A 17,339-nucleotide genomic window follows, 5' to 3' on the forward strand; every position below is an offset into this window, starting at 1 on the left:
CTGCTTAGCCGCCAGAGATTCCCTATTACGCTCGTTCCTCACTTTAGGGAATGACGAAAAGTTTTTCGAGTTAAAACGTGTCAATTTGCTAATCTTGGCCGTCATCCCCGAGAAGGAGGAACGACTGAGTCGGGGATCTCATACCACGTCAGAAAGCACACAGACAAACAGATTCCCTACTCGCTCATTCTTCACGCTAAGGAATGACGACATTCGCAGCCATTTCAGTTAACTTCATTACAAGCACAAAAAAGCCCCGCAGAAAGCGAGGCTTAGAATATTTTCAACGAACATCAATTTACAGAGGCTAAATCGAGTTCATCAAATAACGAAACGTATTAACGCAGGCCGTGTAAGAATTCGTGACGCGTTGCTGGGTTTGATCTGAAAATACCGCCCAGAGCTGTTGTTGTCGTTTCGCTTGTCGCGTCCATTACACCGCGAGACTTCACACAGTAGTGAACGGCATCCATGGTGACAGCAACGTCATCGGTCTCGAGTAGCGTTTGCAATGCAACAAGGATCTGCTGAGTCATACGCTCTTGAACTTGTGGACGCTGAGCAAAGAATCGAACAATACGATTAATCTTTGAAAGGCCGATGATTTTCCCACGCGGAATATAAGCGACCGCAGTCTTACCATCAATCGTGACTAAGTGGTGCTCACAAGTACTGGTCACAGTAATGTCTTTTACTCGTACCATCTCACGAACGCCCATCTTGTTTTCGATTACCGTAATTTTAGGGAAATTAGCGTAATCCAAACCAGAGAAAATTTCATCAACGTACATTTTAGCAATACGTTGCGGTGTTTCTTCCAGACTATCGTCCGTAAGATCAAGTTCAAGGAGAGTTAGAATCTCACGCATATGGTGTTCGATTCGTTCCTTTTTCTCTTCTCGGCTAACCTGGTTAGGACTCATTGGTGTCTCTAATCCGCGGCTTGCTAGCGCATCTTTAACCAACTTCGCTGATTCGCTAAGACCTGACATTGAACTTCCTCTTTTATTACCCCTTCTGGATGGCAAACAAGGATACTCGGAATTTTGAATAAATACACCCATATTTTAAGGGAGGTCATTATTTACGGGGCTCAAACTATGCTAAAGTGGCTGCAATTTCGTTGGCGAACCATCATGATTTGATAATTATTGAATCCCTATTGCCAACCACCAAATCAAAATAATAACGACCAAAGGATTTCAATTATGGGCTGTTGCGACGCTCCGGGCTTGATGCCAATTGAAGAAGCACTAGATAAGCTGCTATCACCAATTCAACCTATTCAAACGACCTTATCACTGCCATTAGCAGAAGCATTGGGTTACGTACTTGCTGAAGATATTCTATCCCCTATTTTTGTACCTCCTTTTGATAACTCAGCAATGGACGGCTATGCACTGCGCTTAGCAGACCTAGAGAACGGCAAAGTGCTGCCTTTAGCGGGTAAGTCCTTTGCAGGTCAGCCATTTGACGATGAATGGCCTGCAAACACCTGTATTCGCATTATGACTGGCGCAAAGATCCCGGAAGGTTGTAACGCGGTAATCATGCAAGAAAACACGACTGAAACTGACGCTGGCATTGATATTCAGCAAGACGACATCAAGCTGAACAATAACATTCGCCCTACTGGTGACGACATCAAACAAGGCGATATCGTTCTTAGCCGCGGCGAACGTTTAACACCTCGTGACATTCCAATGATTGCTTCGCTCGGTGTGAGTCATGTAACTGTGGCACACAAGCCTAAAGTCGCTTTCTTCTCTACTGGCGATGAGCTCAAGCCATTAGGCCAGCCTCTTGAAGACGGTCAGATCTACGACAGCAACCGCTACGGCATTAAACCGCTGATTGAAGCATTTGGTTGTGAAGCGATTGACCTAGGCATCATCCCTGATTGCCCTGCAACGCTTAAAGAAACCTTCGAGAAAGCTCAAGAACTCGCAGATGTTGTTGTGACTTCTGGCGGTGTGAGTGTTGGTGAAGCGGATTACACCAAAGATATTTTGGAAGAACTCGGCCAAATCGGCTTTTGGAAGCTCGCTATCAAACCAGGTAAACCGTTCGCATTTGGTGAATTGGATAACGCGTGGTTCTGTGGCTTACCGGGTAACCCAGTGTCGGCGATGATGACCATGTACGTTTTAGTTCAGCCTATGCTGGCTAAATTGGCTGGCCACACCGCATGGACAGTACCAGAGTCTATTCCTGCTATCACTAAGTCTGCATTCAAAAAAGGCCCAGGTCGTACTGATTACCAACGTGGCATCTACTCGATTGAAAACGGTCAGTTTGTAGTAGAAACAACAGGTAACCAAAGCTCTGGCGCTTTCCGCTCAATGAGCTTAGCAAACTGCTTTGTGGTACTAGAGCGCGAACGTGGCCGTGTTGAAGTCGGTGAAACGGTTCAGATTCAACTGTTTAACTCGACGCTTTACTAACGAGGCTTGCTGATGGAAATACTGTCTGACGCAGAGATGCTTCGTTACAATCGCCAGATCATTCTCAAACAGTTTGATTTTGAAGGCCAAGAAGCGCTGAAACAGAGCTCAATCTTAGTGTTAGGTGCAGGTGGTTTAGGCTGTGCCTCTGCTCAATACCTTGCGACGGCGGGCATTGGTACGCTAATGCTGATCGACGACGATGTTGTCGAGCTTTCAAATTTGCAGCGACAAGTACTTCACACCGATACTGATATTGGTAAGAAGAAGGTCGATTCTGCCGCTGAATCTTTGCAGGTATTGAACCCGCACCTGACGATTGAAACTGTCGAACACAGGCTTGATGACGAGGCACTTGGCAAGTTAATTGAAGCACACTCGCTTGTTCTTGATGCCAGTGACAACGTCGAAACGCGCAATCAGTTGAACCGCTTATGTTACGCATCAAAAACGCCTCTAGTATCGGGCGCTGCGATTCGCATGGAAGGTCAGATTAGCGTATTCACTTATCAAGATGAAAATGCACCTTGCTACCAGTGCTTGAGCGCTCTATTCGGCAACGCTGCTCTAAGCTGTGTTGAAGCCGGTGTGATGGCACCTGTTGTTGGCATGGTTGGCGCGGCTCAGGCTTTGGAAGCTATCAAGGTTATTGCCGGGTTTGGACAACCAAAGCAAGGCAAGCTTTTGATTCTCGATGCCATGTCTCACAGCTGGCGTGAAATGAATTTAATGAAGATGCCTAATTGTTCGGTGTGTGGATAAGCTAAATCATATCCCCTCTTATCGAAAACTTAAGCCTTGACTATATGTTGGGGCTTTTTTATATCTCAACGTCAGCATCTCAACTCGCTTTATCAATTTGAAATACTCTATGAGAGATTAGTTTCATTTGAGTTCTCATTTTGAGAATACAATGAAAAAATCAGCACCACAAAATATAATCGTTAAAAATCAACATCTTAAATTTGGCACATAACTTGTAACTGTATCTGTACCTTCCATCACAAGGATGTAGATATGAGAATTACAACGTTAAGTTTGCTATTAAGTGCCCCTCTAGTCGCCAACGCAGCGCCATTCGATACCTGCCCTAGTCAAGCATACCTCTTTCAGTCGAAACCCGTTGAAGTTTGGGGTGTAAACCTAGTAACAGGTTCAACCACACTGTTAGAAGACGATACGGGTATGAATGCCAATATCAATGGTGTCGGTTTCGACTTTCAAGACAGATATATTTATGGCTATGACACCACCAACAAACGTTTAGTGCGTCTTGGTCAAGACTTCCAAGCAGAAGTTATCAATACCAGTGGCTTACCAACCGATCACACCTTCTATGTCGGCGACGTATATGACCATGTGTATTACCTGTACCGCACAGGGAAAGGTTTATTCACCGTTGACCTATCGCCGTTAGACGCTGACCCAAACGCGACTGTTACAGTTAACAAAATCGCAGGCAGCCCTGCAACTGTAAAACTGACTGATTTTGCTTTCCATCCAAGTGATGGCTCTTTATATGGTATCGACAATAACTCGGGTGGCTTGTACAGCTTCAACCCGACTACAGGTGCAGAAACCTATATTGGTGATACCGGAGAAACAGGGACGTTTGGCGCAGGTTATTTTGATGTGAACGGCTACTACTACGTATCGAGAAATCAAGACGGTAAGATCTACCGTATCAACCTATCCCCAGATAACGCTGCAAACATCGCTGCAGGTGTCGTTCCTGCTGTAGAGTTTGTATCGAATGGCCCTTCTTCTAATCAAAATGATGGTGCTCGCTGTGCGAATGCACCTGTCGTAGATGAAGATTCCAACATCGACTTCGGTGACGCTCCAGATACTTACCTAACGTTATTAGCAAGTAACGGTCCTCGACATGAACTAGATGGTGTGACTTGGTTAGGTACAGACGCGCCCGACGCCGATCTTGACGGCTACGTAACACCGCAATCGGATGAAAGCGTGGGTATTGATGATGAGTGGGCGAACGGTGGTATCGGTTTTGTAACCGCACTTGAAGCTGGTCTTGATTCAAAAGTGGTGATTGAAGCTTCAACAACCGGTTACCTTTCAGCTTGGATAGACTGGAACCAAGATGGCAGCTTCGATGGCGCCAACGAGCAAGTGTTTACCGATTACGCGCTCGATGCTGGTGAAAACGATCTGTTCCTAAATGTCGATATCAACGCACTGACCGGTACGACTTGGGCTCGATTTAGATTCAGTCAACAAACCAACCTAAGTTACTTTGGCGGTTCAACCTCTGGTGAGGTGGTCGATATTCAAGTCGATGTTCTTAACGATGGTGCCACAGCTCGTTACTTCCCGAGTGCTTCCGGCTACGCAACGCTCGCGTACGAAGATAACTGGCCATATAAAGCCGACTACGACATGAACGATGCTGTTCTTATGTATCGTATTACTGAAATCCTTAAAGATGGAAAAGTCGTTAAGTCAACTATCGACGGCCGCCTAGCTGCTGTCGGGGCATCGTACAGAAATGGTTTTGCTGTTCGACTTCCTAACCTTGACCCGAGCTTGGTGAGTAGTGGCAGCTCTTACATGAAACACAATGGCGTATTCACTGACCTCGATCTAGAAGATGGACGTAGCGAAGCAATCTTTGTTATCGCCAATGACCTGACAGAAAAAATCAGCACTGGCTGTACCTTCTACCGCACCAGTAATGGATGTAAAGAGGATGAGCAGTTCTCGTTCCAAATTGGTATTACCTTAGCCGGTGACGGTGTGAGTACTGGCAGCTGGACCGATATGCCTTACGACCCGTTCATCTTCGCAACGCCTGGGTATTATCACGGTGAAAACCTACCTCTACATCCAGGACGCAGCTGGGAGGTTCACTTGCCAGACCAAGCGCCAACAGAAGCATTTGATACCACTAACCTCTTTGAAGCTGGATTAGGCGTTGATGACAGTAATCCATCAACAGGTAAATACTTCAAAACAGTAGAAAATCACCCTTGGGCGCTAATAGTGACTTCAGATGACGAATGGGAGTGGCCTTTAGAGTACGTCGATATTGTTACCGCTTATCCAGAGTTTAAAGAATACGCAGAATCCGGCGGTGAAACGAACCAGACATGGTACCAATCACCTGCAGACAACCAACGTTACGAACCTTAAGGAGAGACGTTATGACTATTCACACTAAACAATATCGAGACAATCATTGCGTTGATTCAAGTCGCAATCTCTCTGAGGAAAAACGTATGTCTGTACAAAGCACTTGGAACATGAAGAAGTCACTAGCCGTTATTTTAGCAGCAGCGCCATTAGTATTAGCCGGTTGTGGTGGTGGTGGCGGTAGCAGTGCATCTACTCCATCGCCATCTACACCGTCGGCACCTGCAACCCCGTCGACTCCGGTAACAGCAACGCCTTCGCCGTCTCCCGCGACAAGTGCGGTAGCAGCGCAAAGCTATACGATGAGTGATTTGGTGGTACCTGACGGGTTTGACTACAACTCTGTTGAACAGTTTGATCTCGACATCGACATCAGCAGCATTTCGACAGACCGTTCTTTTGTGACCGTTTATAGCCGATTTAGTACAAGAGATGACTCAACCTTGAAGCCAGATTACTCCAGCAAGGTCATTGCTGGCCCATTAGATAATGGTGTGTTCGCCTCTAACTTTGCAGCACCGGTAAACCATGAAGCACTCTTGATAGAGATTTGGTTCTACGATGGTCAACCTCCATTACAACAAGTGGTTTCCAGTGGTGACTCTCAGATTGTCTGGCAGTAAGTCGTTTAGCAGCAGGTAACTTGTCGTTAACTAGACCTATGGCGAAACAGAGTCAAAATTGATTGTTTGTAAGCAGGAAGTGAGCAGAAATGCTCACTTTTTTGTCTTCGCCGAAGTGTGGTTAATTCAGCTTTCTTAGCGAGTAGCATTCACTTTACCACCAATCTCACTTATATTTTCAACATAACCTTCAAAGACTTACTCTCATGAAACAGTTAAAAATAGGTCTATTTATCTTAATGTGTGGCGTAGGCGTGTTAGTTGCCCTTGCCTATTTCCCGCTAACATCAGAGACGGGGCAACGCATTCAAGCCAAAGTGATTTCGAACACGCTGACTCAATCCTTAGATGGACACAGGCGTTATCTTACGGTTCAGACAAAAGATAATGACGTATTTCGGGTCTCTATTGCTCTTACCACAGACTGCCCTATTGATTCTGTGGTCGCGCTTGATACATTAAACAATCAAATAACCGGACAAAGCAGTTATCAGTTCATCCACTGTCGAGCTGCACAGTAGCCATCGATACAACAACGGTATTCGTACAAGCAACTGTATTCGCAAAAGCAACAGTAATCGCTCTAACACTGTATTTGCTATAACAGCAAGAATCGCTAAAACAACAAGAATGGATATAACAATAATGAATCAGCCACTCATCTCACCAGAACAACTTCAACAACGTTTGCTAGAAAAAGACAATATCATCCTCCTCGACGCCAGTATCGAGTTTCAAATTCCAAGCGAGTCCGAGAAGATCAAAGGAGAAATGATTCCTGGGGCTATTCGTTTTGACTACGACAAGGACTTTTGTAACAAGCACACTCTGCTTCCTCACATGTTCCCGAGCGAAAAACACTTCAACACTCGCGCAAAAGAAATTGGCATCAATCAAGACAGTACGATTGTGGTTTACGATAACTCCGGAACCTTCGCTTCTCCCCGTGCGTGGTGGATGTTTATGGCAATGGGACACAACGACGTATTCATCTTAGATGGCGGTTTGCCAGCTTGGATCGAAGCTGGTTGCGCGACCGAGACTGACTATCGCACCGAAGTAAAGGCAGGCAATTTTGAAGGCCATCTTCAAGACAACTACTTTGTCAGTGCTCAGCAAATTGAAAGTTACTCAACTGACAAGAGCGCAAACATTGTAGATGCTCGTTCTAAAGCTCGTTTCGATTCAGAAGTTCCTGAACCACGTGAAGGCTTGCGTAGTGGCCATATACCGAATTCTATTTGCCTACCATTTGCCCAAGTACTCAAAAACGGCAAGTTAAAGTCCCAAGAAGAGCTTATTGATATCTTTTCAACGCTAGAATTAACGCCTTCTCAACCTATGTTCTTTAGCTGTGGCTCTGGCGTAACAGCTTGCATCATATTATTAGCCGCTAAACTCGCTGGCTATAACGGTGAAATGGGTGTTTACGATGGTTCATGGACGGAATGGGGTGCTAACGACAAACTCCCTATCGCCATGACTAAAAAGTAATTCAACTTCGCCTAATGCAACTATTAGAATATACTGCGCATGCATAAAGAGCTTACTGATAATGATGGCCCCACGTCTCATGAAGTAAGCCTCTATGTCGCAGTTAACGCTATGTTCATTTGAGACCAAGACTCGATTCACGCCGTTTGATTTGTAACCCACATCAACTTGCTAACCATAATTCGTGATTAATCATAAACTAATCGTTATCGACGTTATGAATACTAATTTTTCACTCAAGAATCTCTGCTCGTAGTCGTTACACTATTTAATCATTAATACTTTCATCATTGATGTTTGTATTTTTCGTTGCATGAATCGCGCTGACAACCCAATAGTTTGTCACTTGCAGTCTGTTAAAAGTAGTAACCAATAAAGGCATCTCATGGCTCTATTTAAGCAAAATATCTGGTCGCTGTACGCGTTTGTCGTACTACTGACCCTGATACTTTTCGCCGCGTTGGGAATAACAAACTGGAAAGCGAACAGAGACGACTTCATAGAGCAGCAACACATCCAGGTTGAGATTTTTTCTAGCTCCGTCAACTCGCTGCTGACCAGTCAAGAAGCCTTGTTAGAAGTGGTTGGCCATCAACTTGCTCAACAGTCTGATTTCACACGTACTGCATCTATCCAGATCAGGCCAATATTAGACAAGCTACTTGAGACCCACCCTGCGATAGCAGCGTTTGGCTTGTTGAATACCGACGGTGATTACCTATCGATCAGCTCAAATCTCCAACTTGCGAATCAAAGGAACTTACTGCAATACGCGCCAACGAAAGACTCCTTTTTAGACGCCCTATCAAGCAGTAGCATGGTGCTTGGCCGTACCTATTTTCAAGAATCGTTGAATAGCTTGGTTATCCCGCTGAGAAAATCCATTTCGATCGATGGTAATAAAATCGATGCAGTAATGACCGCAGGGCTGCGGTTAGACGCCCCGATCGTATTTGAAAATAATGCTCACGCCGGAAGTTTCAATACACTAAGCCTGATCAGAACAGACAATTATCGCCAGTTTTATTCGAGTGATATCGAATCTGAGAGTGCATATTCCTCTCCAGTCGGCAAAGATGTCCTACAACGTATTGCACGGACCTTTACCGACCACTTCGGAATCAGCGTGCAAGAAGCGATGAATGGGCAAGAAACCTACTCTTTTGTCGTCGACGATGAACAATACCACTCTTTAATGAGCGCAAAATACATCCCAAACTACAAATTATGGGTGGTTGGACGTACGGATCTAACTCACGTCGATAGCATATTTATACAAGAGTTCAGCATTCTTTTCGTTGCCTTTATTTTTCTTCAATTTGGTTTCTACTTTTTGGTTAAGTCGATTGCCAAGAATGAACAGCGCACTCGTAGCCAACTCATTTATCAGGCTAACCATGATCCATTAACCTCTCTACCAAACCGCTTGTACATGCGTAAAAATATTGGTAAATGGATTGAGGATGAGTCAGAGCAGTTCTCGCTGTTGTTTATTGATATCGATAACTTTAAATGTGTCAATGATACCCACGGACACGACTTCGGCGACAAGGTGCTCAAACAAATAGCTTTGCGTTTGATGCGATTCCGATCTCGACTCAGCCTCTTAGTACGTGAATCAAGCGATGAGTTTTTGTTCTTAACGCCATTGTCGAATGAAGCTGAGGTAAAACGACTCGCCAAGCGTATTATTGAAGTGCTTTCTCAACCTTATGAAGTTGAAAGCGCTCAGTTTTTGTTAGGTTGCAGCATCGGCGTAGCACGTTTCCCTGAACACGGAAAAGATCTGGATAGCCTGTTACGTTCTGCCGATATTTCGATGTACAAAGCGAAACAGCAGCAAAACTCGTACAGTATTTTCACAACGGAAATGCAAGACGCGCACCTCTACAAAATGAAAGTAGAACAAAGGCTACGCATCGCTATCGAGAAACAAACGCTGTTCATGGTTTTCCAACCGCTGGTTCGTGCAAATGAAAGTATTCATGGTGTAGAAGCACTCGTGCGCTGGATTGATGACGAATTGGGCTTTGTTCCACCAGAAGTCTTTATACCTATAGCAGAGAACACAGGCTTAATGCAAAAACTGGGGACTTTTATTATTGAGTCCAGCATTATGCAGATCGCCCACTTGCACCGAACAACAGAACAAAAGATCGGGCTGTCGATCAACATATCAGTGCGTCAGTTTTCTCATCAATCCTTCTCTGAGCACTTGTTCGCGACGCTAGAAAAGTATCAGCTCTCTCCTAGCTGTTTAACGCTAGAAATTACGGAGAGCTTGTTCATTGAAGATGTGACTTTGGTGAAACCGACTTTTGAAGCCCTCAAAGAGAAGAATATAAAGATCTCTTTAGATGATTTCGGTACAGGCTATTCATCACTCAGCATGTTGAAAGCACTGCCTATCGATGAGCTTAAAATCGATAAGAGCTTTATTGAGAACATTGCTGTCGATCAGCAGTCACTCACAATGGTGCAAAACATCATCGCAATCGGTAAGAATTTCGGCATGGTGGTATTGGCTGAAGGCGTAGAATCAAACGAACACTTCGCGATTCTAAAGGCGTGTGGATGTGACTTAATGCAAGGCTATTACTTCTCTCGCCCTATTCCTTACGATGAGCTGTGTGAGTTTTTATCTCCAGCTTTAGCAAAGGAAGTCGAGCTGACAGAATCCGAAAGTTAACGAGTAGCGTCACGATTCAAACCTCTAGACATTGGCTGAATCAAGCAGATGGGGAAAGTAGATTTACATCTATGCTTCCCCAAAAACCATAGATGCATTTAAAGCTCATTCAATCTGGATTCGGTAAATTTTGGCTCCATAAGTCACTCTCTATCTTTTTTTGATATCCGTACGCAAACAACTTTTGCATATACTCTAGGCTAAACGAGTTAAGATTATCTTTCGAAAAATCATCGTCTATGTAAGCAAGATGAAAGCCAATCTGATTTCGCTCACTGTAATTATAGATATGTTCTATATCACCAATACTTTGCCGGCGAATCAAAATCGATAAAGCACGGTAAGAGACTGACGCTAAACCATTTTCCACTTCTTCGAATTCTGGCTTCAGGAAACCATTACGTATGACGTAGATGTTCCTTTTTACGTCTCTTGACGTTGACGCCAAAGGTGTTTGAAAACCTTGAGGAATGAGAAACACTTGTCGTGACACGCCACCATCTACATGCAACTCATCTAGCGTTCCTCCTTCATAAGGCAACACAATTCGAGTCGCAGGGAACAGGCCTGGTACAGCACTACTCGCGATAATAATATCTTGAATCAAATACTGTGCTTCAGGCGTACCGATCTGCGCTATTTTTCCAATGTCCCAAATTGCCATTTTTTGATTGTCTAAACTGGTTGTTGCTATCAGCAATAACCGCCCTTTACTTCTCTCAAGTGCAAGCTGATTAAGCATAGTGACATCGACAGCGTGACGCACTTTGCGTTCAAAGCCACTCACATCCACCATTGAGTTACGAAAAGGTAACTTAAAAATCGAGTTACGCTTAAACATCTCTTCAGCTGACGTTCTCGTATAGTAGTACTCTAGTGCTTGATCGTAATCACTTCCTAAAAAGGCAAACACCGACACAATTGCACCGGTTGAAACTCCCGTGACCACGTCGAACTCGGGTCGAGTACCGCTTTTGGTCCATGCATTCAAAACACCAGCAGAGAAAGCTCCATCAAACCCGCCCCCAGACAAAGCAAGATGATTCACCTGTCCAGACAAGTTACTGTGCTCAACTAATGAATCTATCGCGTTATCGATATCGTAATTATCAGCAGAGTTGACAGACTCATCCCAAAATCTCAACCCAGGAGTATTAAGGGGATTTATCTGCTCAGACTTTAAGGAGATGTTTCGCTCAGGGGTTTGTGCGCACCCAGACGTGACGAGTATCAGTAACAGCGTAATAACTACCGCATAATGTGGCGTCATTATCGTTTCTCTTTCAAACTTGGGGAGTTATCTAACGCTTTATATTCAAGTATTTTTTGCATCAACAAAATAAATAAAGCGCTGACGACAACTGCAATAAAAATTGAACTAAACCTATATAAAATAGAAAAAATAGCGTCTTGCTCACTTGGGGTTAAAGCAGTTGTCAAAGGTACCGTTAATGAAGCCATCCCGGCAGAGGCAACGGCAGATTTTAATTTACCTTGTGTGTGCCAATAACAGAATGGCCCCATAGCAATTGTGAATAATAACCAATACAAAATTGCATTTTCGTACCATGGTCCAAGAATCAATTGCACAGCCAATCCTGTAATACAGCCCAGCGCTGTACCAATCACTCTCACTTTGGCCATTTGCACTGCACCTGAACAAGTTAAAGGTGCCAAAATTACAAGTATTGATGCGTATGCAGCCGATGAGTCATAAAGATCAACAACTTGAAATACGATAAAAGACAGCATCACGACAACCCAAATCACCATGATTTGCGTTGCATCGTACTGAATAGGCAGTGCTGTTTCTTCTGGCTGTTGGTTCTTGTCTGTCGCGTCCGGGAATAGCCAATATGCCATAGAACAGATCACAATATTCATAAAGCAATACACGCCAATCGTGATTGATATTTCTTCTATGTCGATAAAGTCGTAACTACTTAGATGCAATAAAATAGATATCGCAATCAATCCCATATACCCGATAATAAAGGTTTGTTTTTTTGTCATCGCAATACATTTAAAGAGAAATACTCCCGCTACAGCGATCAACAAAGCAAAGGGATAACTTCCGAAAGCTCCCCATAGTAAATTAGCCTGAATTATTGACCAAAGTGCACTAGCCGCAATGATCAACAACAGAGGTAGGTTCAAGCTATCACTTAGGCTAAGTACAAAAAGGGGCAGCAGAATCGCCAAAAAGCCCAGTTCCCAGCCCATACTCATACTTATGGCTAAACCGAATGAACAACCAAACCATATTCGAAACGTCTTCATCGCGACCGCCTAATAGATGAAATGAAACCAGCTAACCAAACGGATACGCATCTTAGCGACAAGCCCCCAAAAGCGATTATCGTTTGAGTACAAGGCTAACGTCGCTCTAGAACCAACAAATAGTGGGCTCGGCAACACACCGTCACTCTGTAGATTAATTCTTGTTCGTTGCGCATCGCGTACCCAACGGTTATTCCCTTCAATTTGAGTTAACGTACCGTTTGGGGTTTGGTGAGCGGAAGCAACACCTAAATCTCGGCTCGCGACACGATAGTCAAATATCTGTCCGGGATGAGCATCAAACGTAACAAGCGCTCGATAGCTTTCTTGAACATGCGCCACAGACTTTTCTCTAAAATCAGCCGCGACCCACATAGAACCATCAGATATTAATGTAATCAACGGCATATTGGCTGTCGCCATTGCTCCAACTTCTAAACGTAGGTTAGTAACGACACCATCGCTTTGTGAACGTACTGTGGTATTCATTAAATCAAGCTGTGCTTGCTTAACTCTATTTTCAGCCAGCAATACATCAGTTGTTGGCTGACCCGCTTCTCCTAAACGAGCGACCAAAGTGCTAAGGTTATGCTTTTCAATCTCAAGTACCGAGCTTGCAACTTGGTATTGTTTAAAAACATTGTCTAGATATGATGCCGACACTGCTTGATTTTTGGCAAGCTCGGCAATTCGTAGATAGTCTGTTTGTGCATTTTTATAACTGGCTTCGGCCCTAGATATGCTCGCTATCGCCATCTTTTTCTGAGCATATAAAGAACGTTCTTGTTCTTTTGCCGCTTTCAATGACAACTCAGCTTGCTCCAGCGCTATTTGGTATCGACTCGAGTCCAGTTCGAATAGCACGTCGCCCTTTTCAACCACCTCATTGTTCTCAACGAATACTCGTATGACTCGACTTGTCACCTCTGGCGCTATCTGCACAACTTGTCCATAAACACGTCCTTCTGTTGTGAAAGGAGCTCGACGATCCGCGATAATTAAATACACAAATAAGACAACAAATACGCTACCCAAAATTTTCATAGTGCGCTTAAATACTTGCTTTTGCTTCATGCTACATCCTAACCGAAAAGATTTTTGTGCAATTATAGTCAAAACAAAATTGTTCTGGTACGCTCATAAAGAGCCCGCACTTGAGCTAAAAATAGGACAATGAAAGCAAGTTTTGACGATATCAGACTATTTTCCCAAGTCGTACTTCATGGAGGGATCAGTGCTGCAGCTAAGGCAAATAATATGCAGCGCTCAAAGGTCAGCCGCCGCTTAAAAGCGTTAGAATCCTCTCTAGGTACAGAGCTCTTGATTCGTACCACACGGAATATTGAACTAACTGGGGCTGGGAAACACTTGTACGAATTGGTGGCTAAGCAGGTTTATCACATTGAGCAAGGAGTTGAAGCCTTACAAGAAAGTCAGCGTGATTTTAATGGCCTTTTACGTCTCGCTATCCCTTCAGCTTTGATGAGCTCTCCTATCTTTCACTCAACCATCGATGACTATTCGGCACAATTCCCGAATGTTCAAATCGAAATTGAAAATTACCAAGACAGTGTGGACTTGAGACGAAATAGGTTTGATCTACAGATACTCCCCAATACTGTCAAAATCATAGATGATAGTTACATACAATTTAACTTGTTACATTACGGCTCAAGGCTCGTCGCAACCAAGCAATATCTCGACTCTCATCCCTTTTGTGACAGCTTAAATGACCTTAAGCTGCACCGTATTCTATCCAATCGATACAGCGCTGACTTTCTGGATAAGTCCATTCAAATCCATTTAAATTCCGACGATCTAAACCTTTTACTCAAGTTAGCGTTACAACACCGCGGGATTGCCTTTCTACCGGATATCTATCTAATGCGATCAGGGGATGAATCCAACTTAGTACATGTTTTGCCAGAAATTGATTTCCCTAAATTGAGTTTGACCATGATCTACCCTTCCGCGAATTCGTTATCGAAAAAGACTCGCTCATTCATAGACCTATTTAAGTTAAACCTGGAACAGGCTATGGCAGCAAATTAGTAGTTCAAACAACGGGAAGGAAATGATGTTTGTGGTGTTCTTTAAAGTTGTAGTTACGTGATGGAAAAAGGGAGCTGGTACCAGCTCCCTTTCATTTAATGACGATTATATTCTAGCGACTTGCATTTAACTCACATGCTTCATCTGCTCATCCAAGTTAAGCACCGTCAAAGCATTGCTTACGCTAGTTGCAATCACGTCTACCACGCCGGTTCTTAGAGCTCCTAATAGAGCTAATGGCTTACTGTTCTCGGCGGCGATAGCAATCACTTCCGCTATTGGGCGAAACTCTTCCAAACCTAAACCGATCACACGGTCACTCATTACTGTGTTTGCCGCTTTGCCATGCACATCAAAAAAGTCATAACCAGCAAAGTCACCGACGACACCTTGCAATAAACGAGATTGAACAACCTCACCCGCCGTAAACCAACCTAAGTCGACCATGTAGCTGTTTTCACTCATATCACCGATACCGACTAAAGCGACATCGGCTTTTCGAGCGAGATCGAGGGTCTGCTTAACGGTGCTGTTTTCCATGAATGCGGTTTTTTGCGCTTTATTCTCGGCATAAGCAGGTGCGTATAAGGTTTCAGAAGATCCACCGTACTTTTTGGCTAGCTGCCTGCATATATGGTCGGCATTAAACATACCGCCTCTTGGGTGAATACCGCCGATACCACACACGAATTTACAGTCTCGTGGCGTAATGACGCCAGTGTGGTGAGCAACAGACGATACGTTTCGACCTTGGCCAACCGTCACCACCATCCCGTTTTTCAGTGTACTGGTAAGATAATTAGACACTAAACCGGCTACTTGGAGTCTCTGCTTCTCTTCATTTGGTTGGTCTAGTGCCACAAGAGCACGCTTAACACCAAACCGTTCGATCAAACGTTGCTCGATCTTCGCGCTAAAGACGGGGTGGTATTTCACGGTGATCTCAACAATGCCCTCATCTCGGGCTTGCTTGAGCATTCGACCAACCTTTGCACGGGATATAGAGAACTTTTTGGAGATCTCTTCTTGTGTCGCGCCATCCTGATAATAAGCAACCGCCACTTCAGTGAGGAGATCAGTGTTTTCTTCGGAAACATCTTGGATATTCTTACTCATATACCACGCAACCTATATTTAACAATTAATTTACCTACTTTGAGATCAAATGTTCGACGCCTAAGCAAATGATGCACAAGTTTACACCTTGAACATATGTAACGGCAAGGTACATTTGTTCAGTATGGTAACCTTGATTTTATTGTTGATTAATTCGCCTTACTTTGTTCGTTAAACGTTTGCTTGCATAGCCCATGATTACTAGAGCGAAATATATTTGACTGAAGTCACCATACAGCACTATTTACCGTTGACTTTGATGCTAGATCGGATAAATATGGCTACATCATTTACTCATCGAGCGATCAAATGTTCTGTGCAAATGTTCGTTCGGAGAAAAATTTAAATTAATGTAAGTTTGGCTCACTGGTACAACCATTGAGAACTTCATTAGTTAGCTTGCAAATGCCCACACCTCTCCCATTAACGAGGTGTTATGCGATACATAGGATGATCAAAATGAGCAATAAATTAGAGCAACTTCGTAAACTAACAACTGTTGTAGCTGACACTGGCGATATCGAAGCTATCAGCAAGTACACTCCTGAAGATGCAACAACTAACCCATCTCTAATTCTTAAAGCTGCTCAAATTGCTGAGTACGCTCCTCTAATCGATGCTTCTATCGAATACGCAAAAGCGCAAAGCGGTGATAAAGCACAGCAAGTTCAAGATACTTGCGACATGCTTAACGTGAACATCGGTAAAGAAATCCTGAAAGTTGTACCTGGCCGTATCTCTACTGAAGTAGATGCTCGTCTTTCTTACGACATGGAAGGCAGCGTTGCTAAAGCTCGTCAACTTATCAAAATGTACAACGACGCTGGCATCACTAACGACCGCATCCTTATCAAACTGGCTTCTACTTGGGAAGGCATCCGTGCTGCTGAAATCCTAGAGAAAGAAGGCATCAACTGTAACCTAACGCTTCTATTCTCTTTCGCTCAAGCTCGTGCTTGTGCTGAAGCTGGCGTATTCCTAATCTCTCCTTTCGTAGGTCGCATCATGGACTGGTACAAAGCGAAAGAAGGTCGTGATTTCGAAGCTTCAGAAGATCCAGGCGTAATCTCAGTTTCAGATATCTACAACTACTACAAAGACCACGGCTACAAGACTGTTGTTATGGGCGCAAGCTTCCGTAACATCGGCGAGATCCTTGAACTTGCTGGTTGTGACCGTCTAACTATCGCTCCGCAACTTCTAGCAGACCTAGAAGCAGCAGAAGGCGAAGTAGTAGAGAAGCTTATCGACTCTAACGGTACTAAAGAGCGTCCAGCAGCGATGACTCACGCTGAGTTCCTATGGGACCACAACCAAGATGCAATGGCTGTTGAGAAACTGGCTGAAGGCATCCGCAACTTCGCCGTTGACCAAGGCAAACTAGAAGACATGATCGCAGCTAAGCTGTAATCACTCTTACCAAATTCAAATAGGGGAACGTTCAGTTCCCCTACTTTTATCAATTTTGTTTTTCTTAATTTTTATTCG

The 17,339-nt window shown here is 44.0% G+C and carries 14 protein-coding genes; 9 read left to right on the plus strand and 5 right to left on the minus strand.

Annotated elements, in window-relative coordinates; all coding sequences use genetic code 11:
* Positions 1 to 338 precede the first annotated feature (338 nt).
* Positions 339 to 992 (minus strand): GTP cyclohydrolase I FolE, encoded by a 654-nt coding sequence (gene folE, locus OCV19_RS19640; protein ID WP_017061725.1) that lies wholly within the window; start codon positions 990 to 992, stop codon positions 339 to 341.
* Positions 993 to 1,208: 216 nt separating this feature from the next.
* Between folE and moeA the strand changes: the two genes are divergently transcribed.
* The 7 genes from moeA (at position 1,209) to OCV19_RS19675 (ending at position 10,403) form a co-directional block, all read left to right on the plus strand.
* On the plus strand, positions 1,209 to 2,444 hold the full coding sequence (gene moeA / locus OCV19_RS19645; protein ID WP_065676225.1) for a molybdopterin molybdotransferase MoeA: 1,236 nt from the start codon (positions 1,209 to 1,211) through the stop codon (positions 2,442 to 2,444).
* 12 nt (positions 2,445 to 2,456) lie between these two features.
* Positions 2,457 to 3,206 carry a molybdopterin-synthase adenylyltransferase MoeB gene (gene moeB, locus OCV19_RS19650; RefSeq protein ID WP_065676224.1) on the plus strand — a complete coding sequence of 250 codons (750 nt, stop codon included), beginning with the start codon at positions 2,457 to 2,459 and terminating at the stop codon, positions 3,204 to 3,206.
* 255 nt (positions 3,207 to 3,461) lie between these two features.
* Positions 3,462 to 5,597 carry an LruC domain-containing protein gene (locus OCV19_RS19655; RefSeq protein ID WP_065676223.1) on the plus strand — a complete coding sequence of 712 codons (2,136 nt, stop codon included), beginning with the start codon at positions 3,462 to 3,464 and terminating at the stop codon, positions 5,595 to 5,597.
* A gap of 11 nt (positions 5,598 to 5,608) precedes the next feature.
* Positions 5,609 to 6,220, plus strand: coding sequence for a hypothetical protein (locus OCV19_RS19660; RefSeq protein WP_065676222.1), 612 nt, complete (start codon positions 5,609 to 5,611; stop codon positions 6,218 to 6,220).
* Positions 6,221 to 6,426: 206 nt separating this feature from the next.
* On the plus strand, positions 6,427 to 6,741 hold the full coding sequence (locus OCV19_RS19665) for a hypothetical protein (RefSeq protein ID WP_065676221.1): 315 nt from the start codon (positions 6,427 to 6,429) through the stop codon (positions 6,739 to 6,741).
* A gap of 124 nt (positions 6,742 to 6,865) precedes the next feature.
* Positions 6,866 to 7,714 (plus strand): sulfurtransferase, encoded by an 849-nt coding sequence (locus OCV19_RS19670; protein WP_065676220.1) that lies wholly within the window; start codon positions 6,866 to 6,868, stop codon positions 7,712 to 7,714.
* 385 nt (positions 7,715 to 8,099) lie between these two features.
* Positions 8,100 to 10,403, plus strand: coding sequence for a putative bifunctional diguanylate cyclase/phosphodiesterase (locus tag OCV19_RS19675; RefSeq protein ID WP_065676219.1), 2,304 nt, complete (start codon positions 8,100 to 8,102; stop codon positions 10,401 to 10,403).
* A 109-nt stretch (positions 10,404 to 10,512) separates the two neighbouring features.
* On the opposite strand, the gene OCV19_RS19680 is transcribed toward OCV19_RS19675, so the two are convergent.
* From OCV19_RS19680 to OCV19_RS19690, 3 genes are read right to left on the minus strand one after another with little or no spacing between them, the layout of a single operon-like run.
* Positions 10,513 to 11,673, minus strand: a complete 1,161-nt coding sequence (locus OCV19_RS19680; RefSeq protein WP_065676218.1) for a patatin-like phospholipase family protein — start codon at positions 11,671 to 11,673, stop codon at positions 10,513 to 10,515.
* On the minus strand, positions 11,673 to 12,683 hold the full coding sequence (locus tag OCV19_RS19685) for a DUF2955 domain-containing protein (RefSeq protein ID WP_065676217.1): 1,011 nt from the start codon (positions 12,681 to 12,683) through the stop codon (positions 11,673 to 11,675). Before OCV19_RS19685 ends, OCV19_RS19680 begins: the two co-directional genes overlap by 1 nt.
* Before the next feature lie 9 nt (positions 12,684 to 12,692).
* The gene (locus tag OCV19_RS19690; protein ID WP_065676216.1) at positions 12,693 to 13,757 is read right to left on the minus strand and encodes an HlyD family secretion protein; all 1,065 of its coding nucleotides are present in this window, start codon (positions 13,755 to 13,757) and stop codon (positions 12,693 to 12,695) included.
* 99 nt (positions 13,758 to 13,856) lie between these two features.
* On the opposite strand from OCV19_RS19690, the gene OCV19_RS19695 reads away from it, so the two are divergent.
* Positions 13,857 to 14,735: a LysR family transcriptional regulator gene (locus tag OCV19_RS19695; RefSeq protein ID WP_065676215.1), complete on the plus strand. Its 879-nt coding sequence runs from the start codon at positions 13,857 to 13,859 to the stop codon at positions 14,733 to 14,735.
* A gap of 126 nt (positions 14,736 to 14,861) precedes the next feature.
* On the opposite strand, the gene OCV19_RS19700 is transcribed toward OCV19_RS19695, so the two are convergent.
* A complete protein-coding gene (locus OCV19_RS19700) occupies positions 14,862 to 15,851 on the minus strand; it encodes a sugar-binding transcriptional regulator (protein ID WP_065676214.1) in 990 nt (329 codons plus the stop codon).
* A 459-nt stretch (positions 15,852 to 16,310) separates the two neighbouring features.
* Here OCV19_RS19700 and tal point away from each other — a divergent pair, with 459 nt between their 5' ends.
* On the plus strand, positions 16,311 to 17,261 hold the full coding sequence (gene tal, locus OCV19_RS19705; RefSeq protein ID WP_009845571.1) for a transaldolase: 951 nt from the start codon (positions 16,311 to 16,313) through the stop codon (positions 17,259 to 17,261).
* Positions 17,262 to 17,339: the final 78 nt, after the last annotated feature.

The sequence above is a fragment of the Vibrio celticus genome (genome assembly GCF_024347335.1).
Classification (GTDB): Bacteria; Pseudomonadota; Gammaproteobacteria; order Enterobacterales; family Vibrionaceae; genus Vibrio; species Vibrio celticus.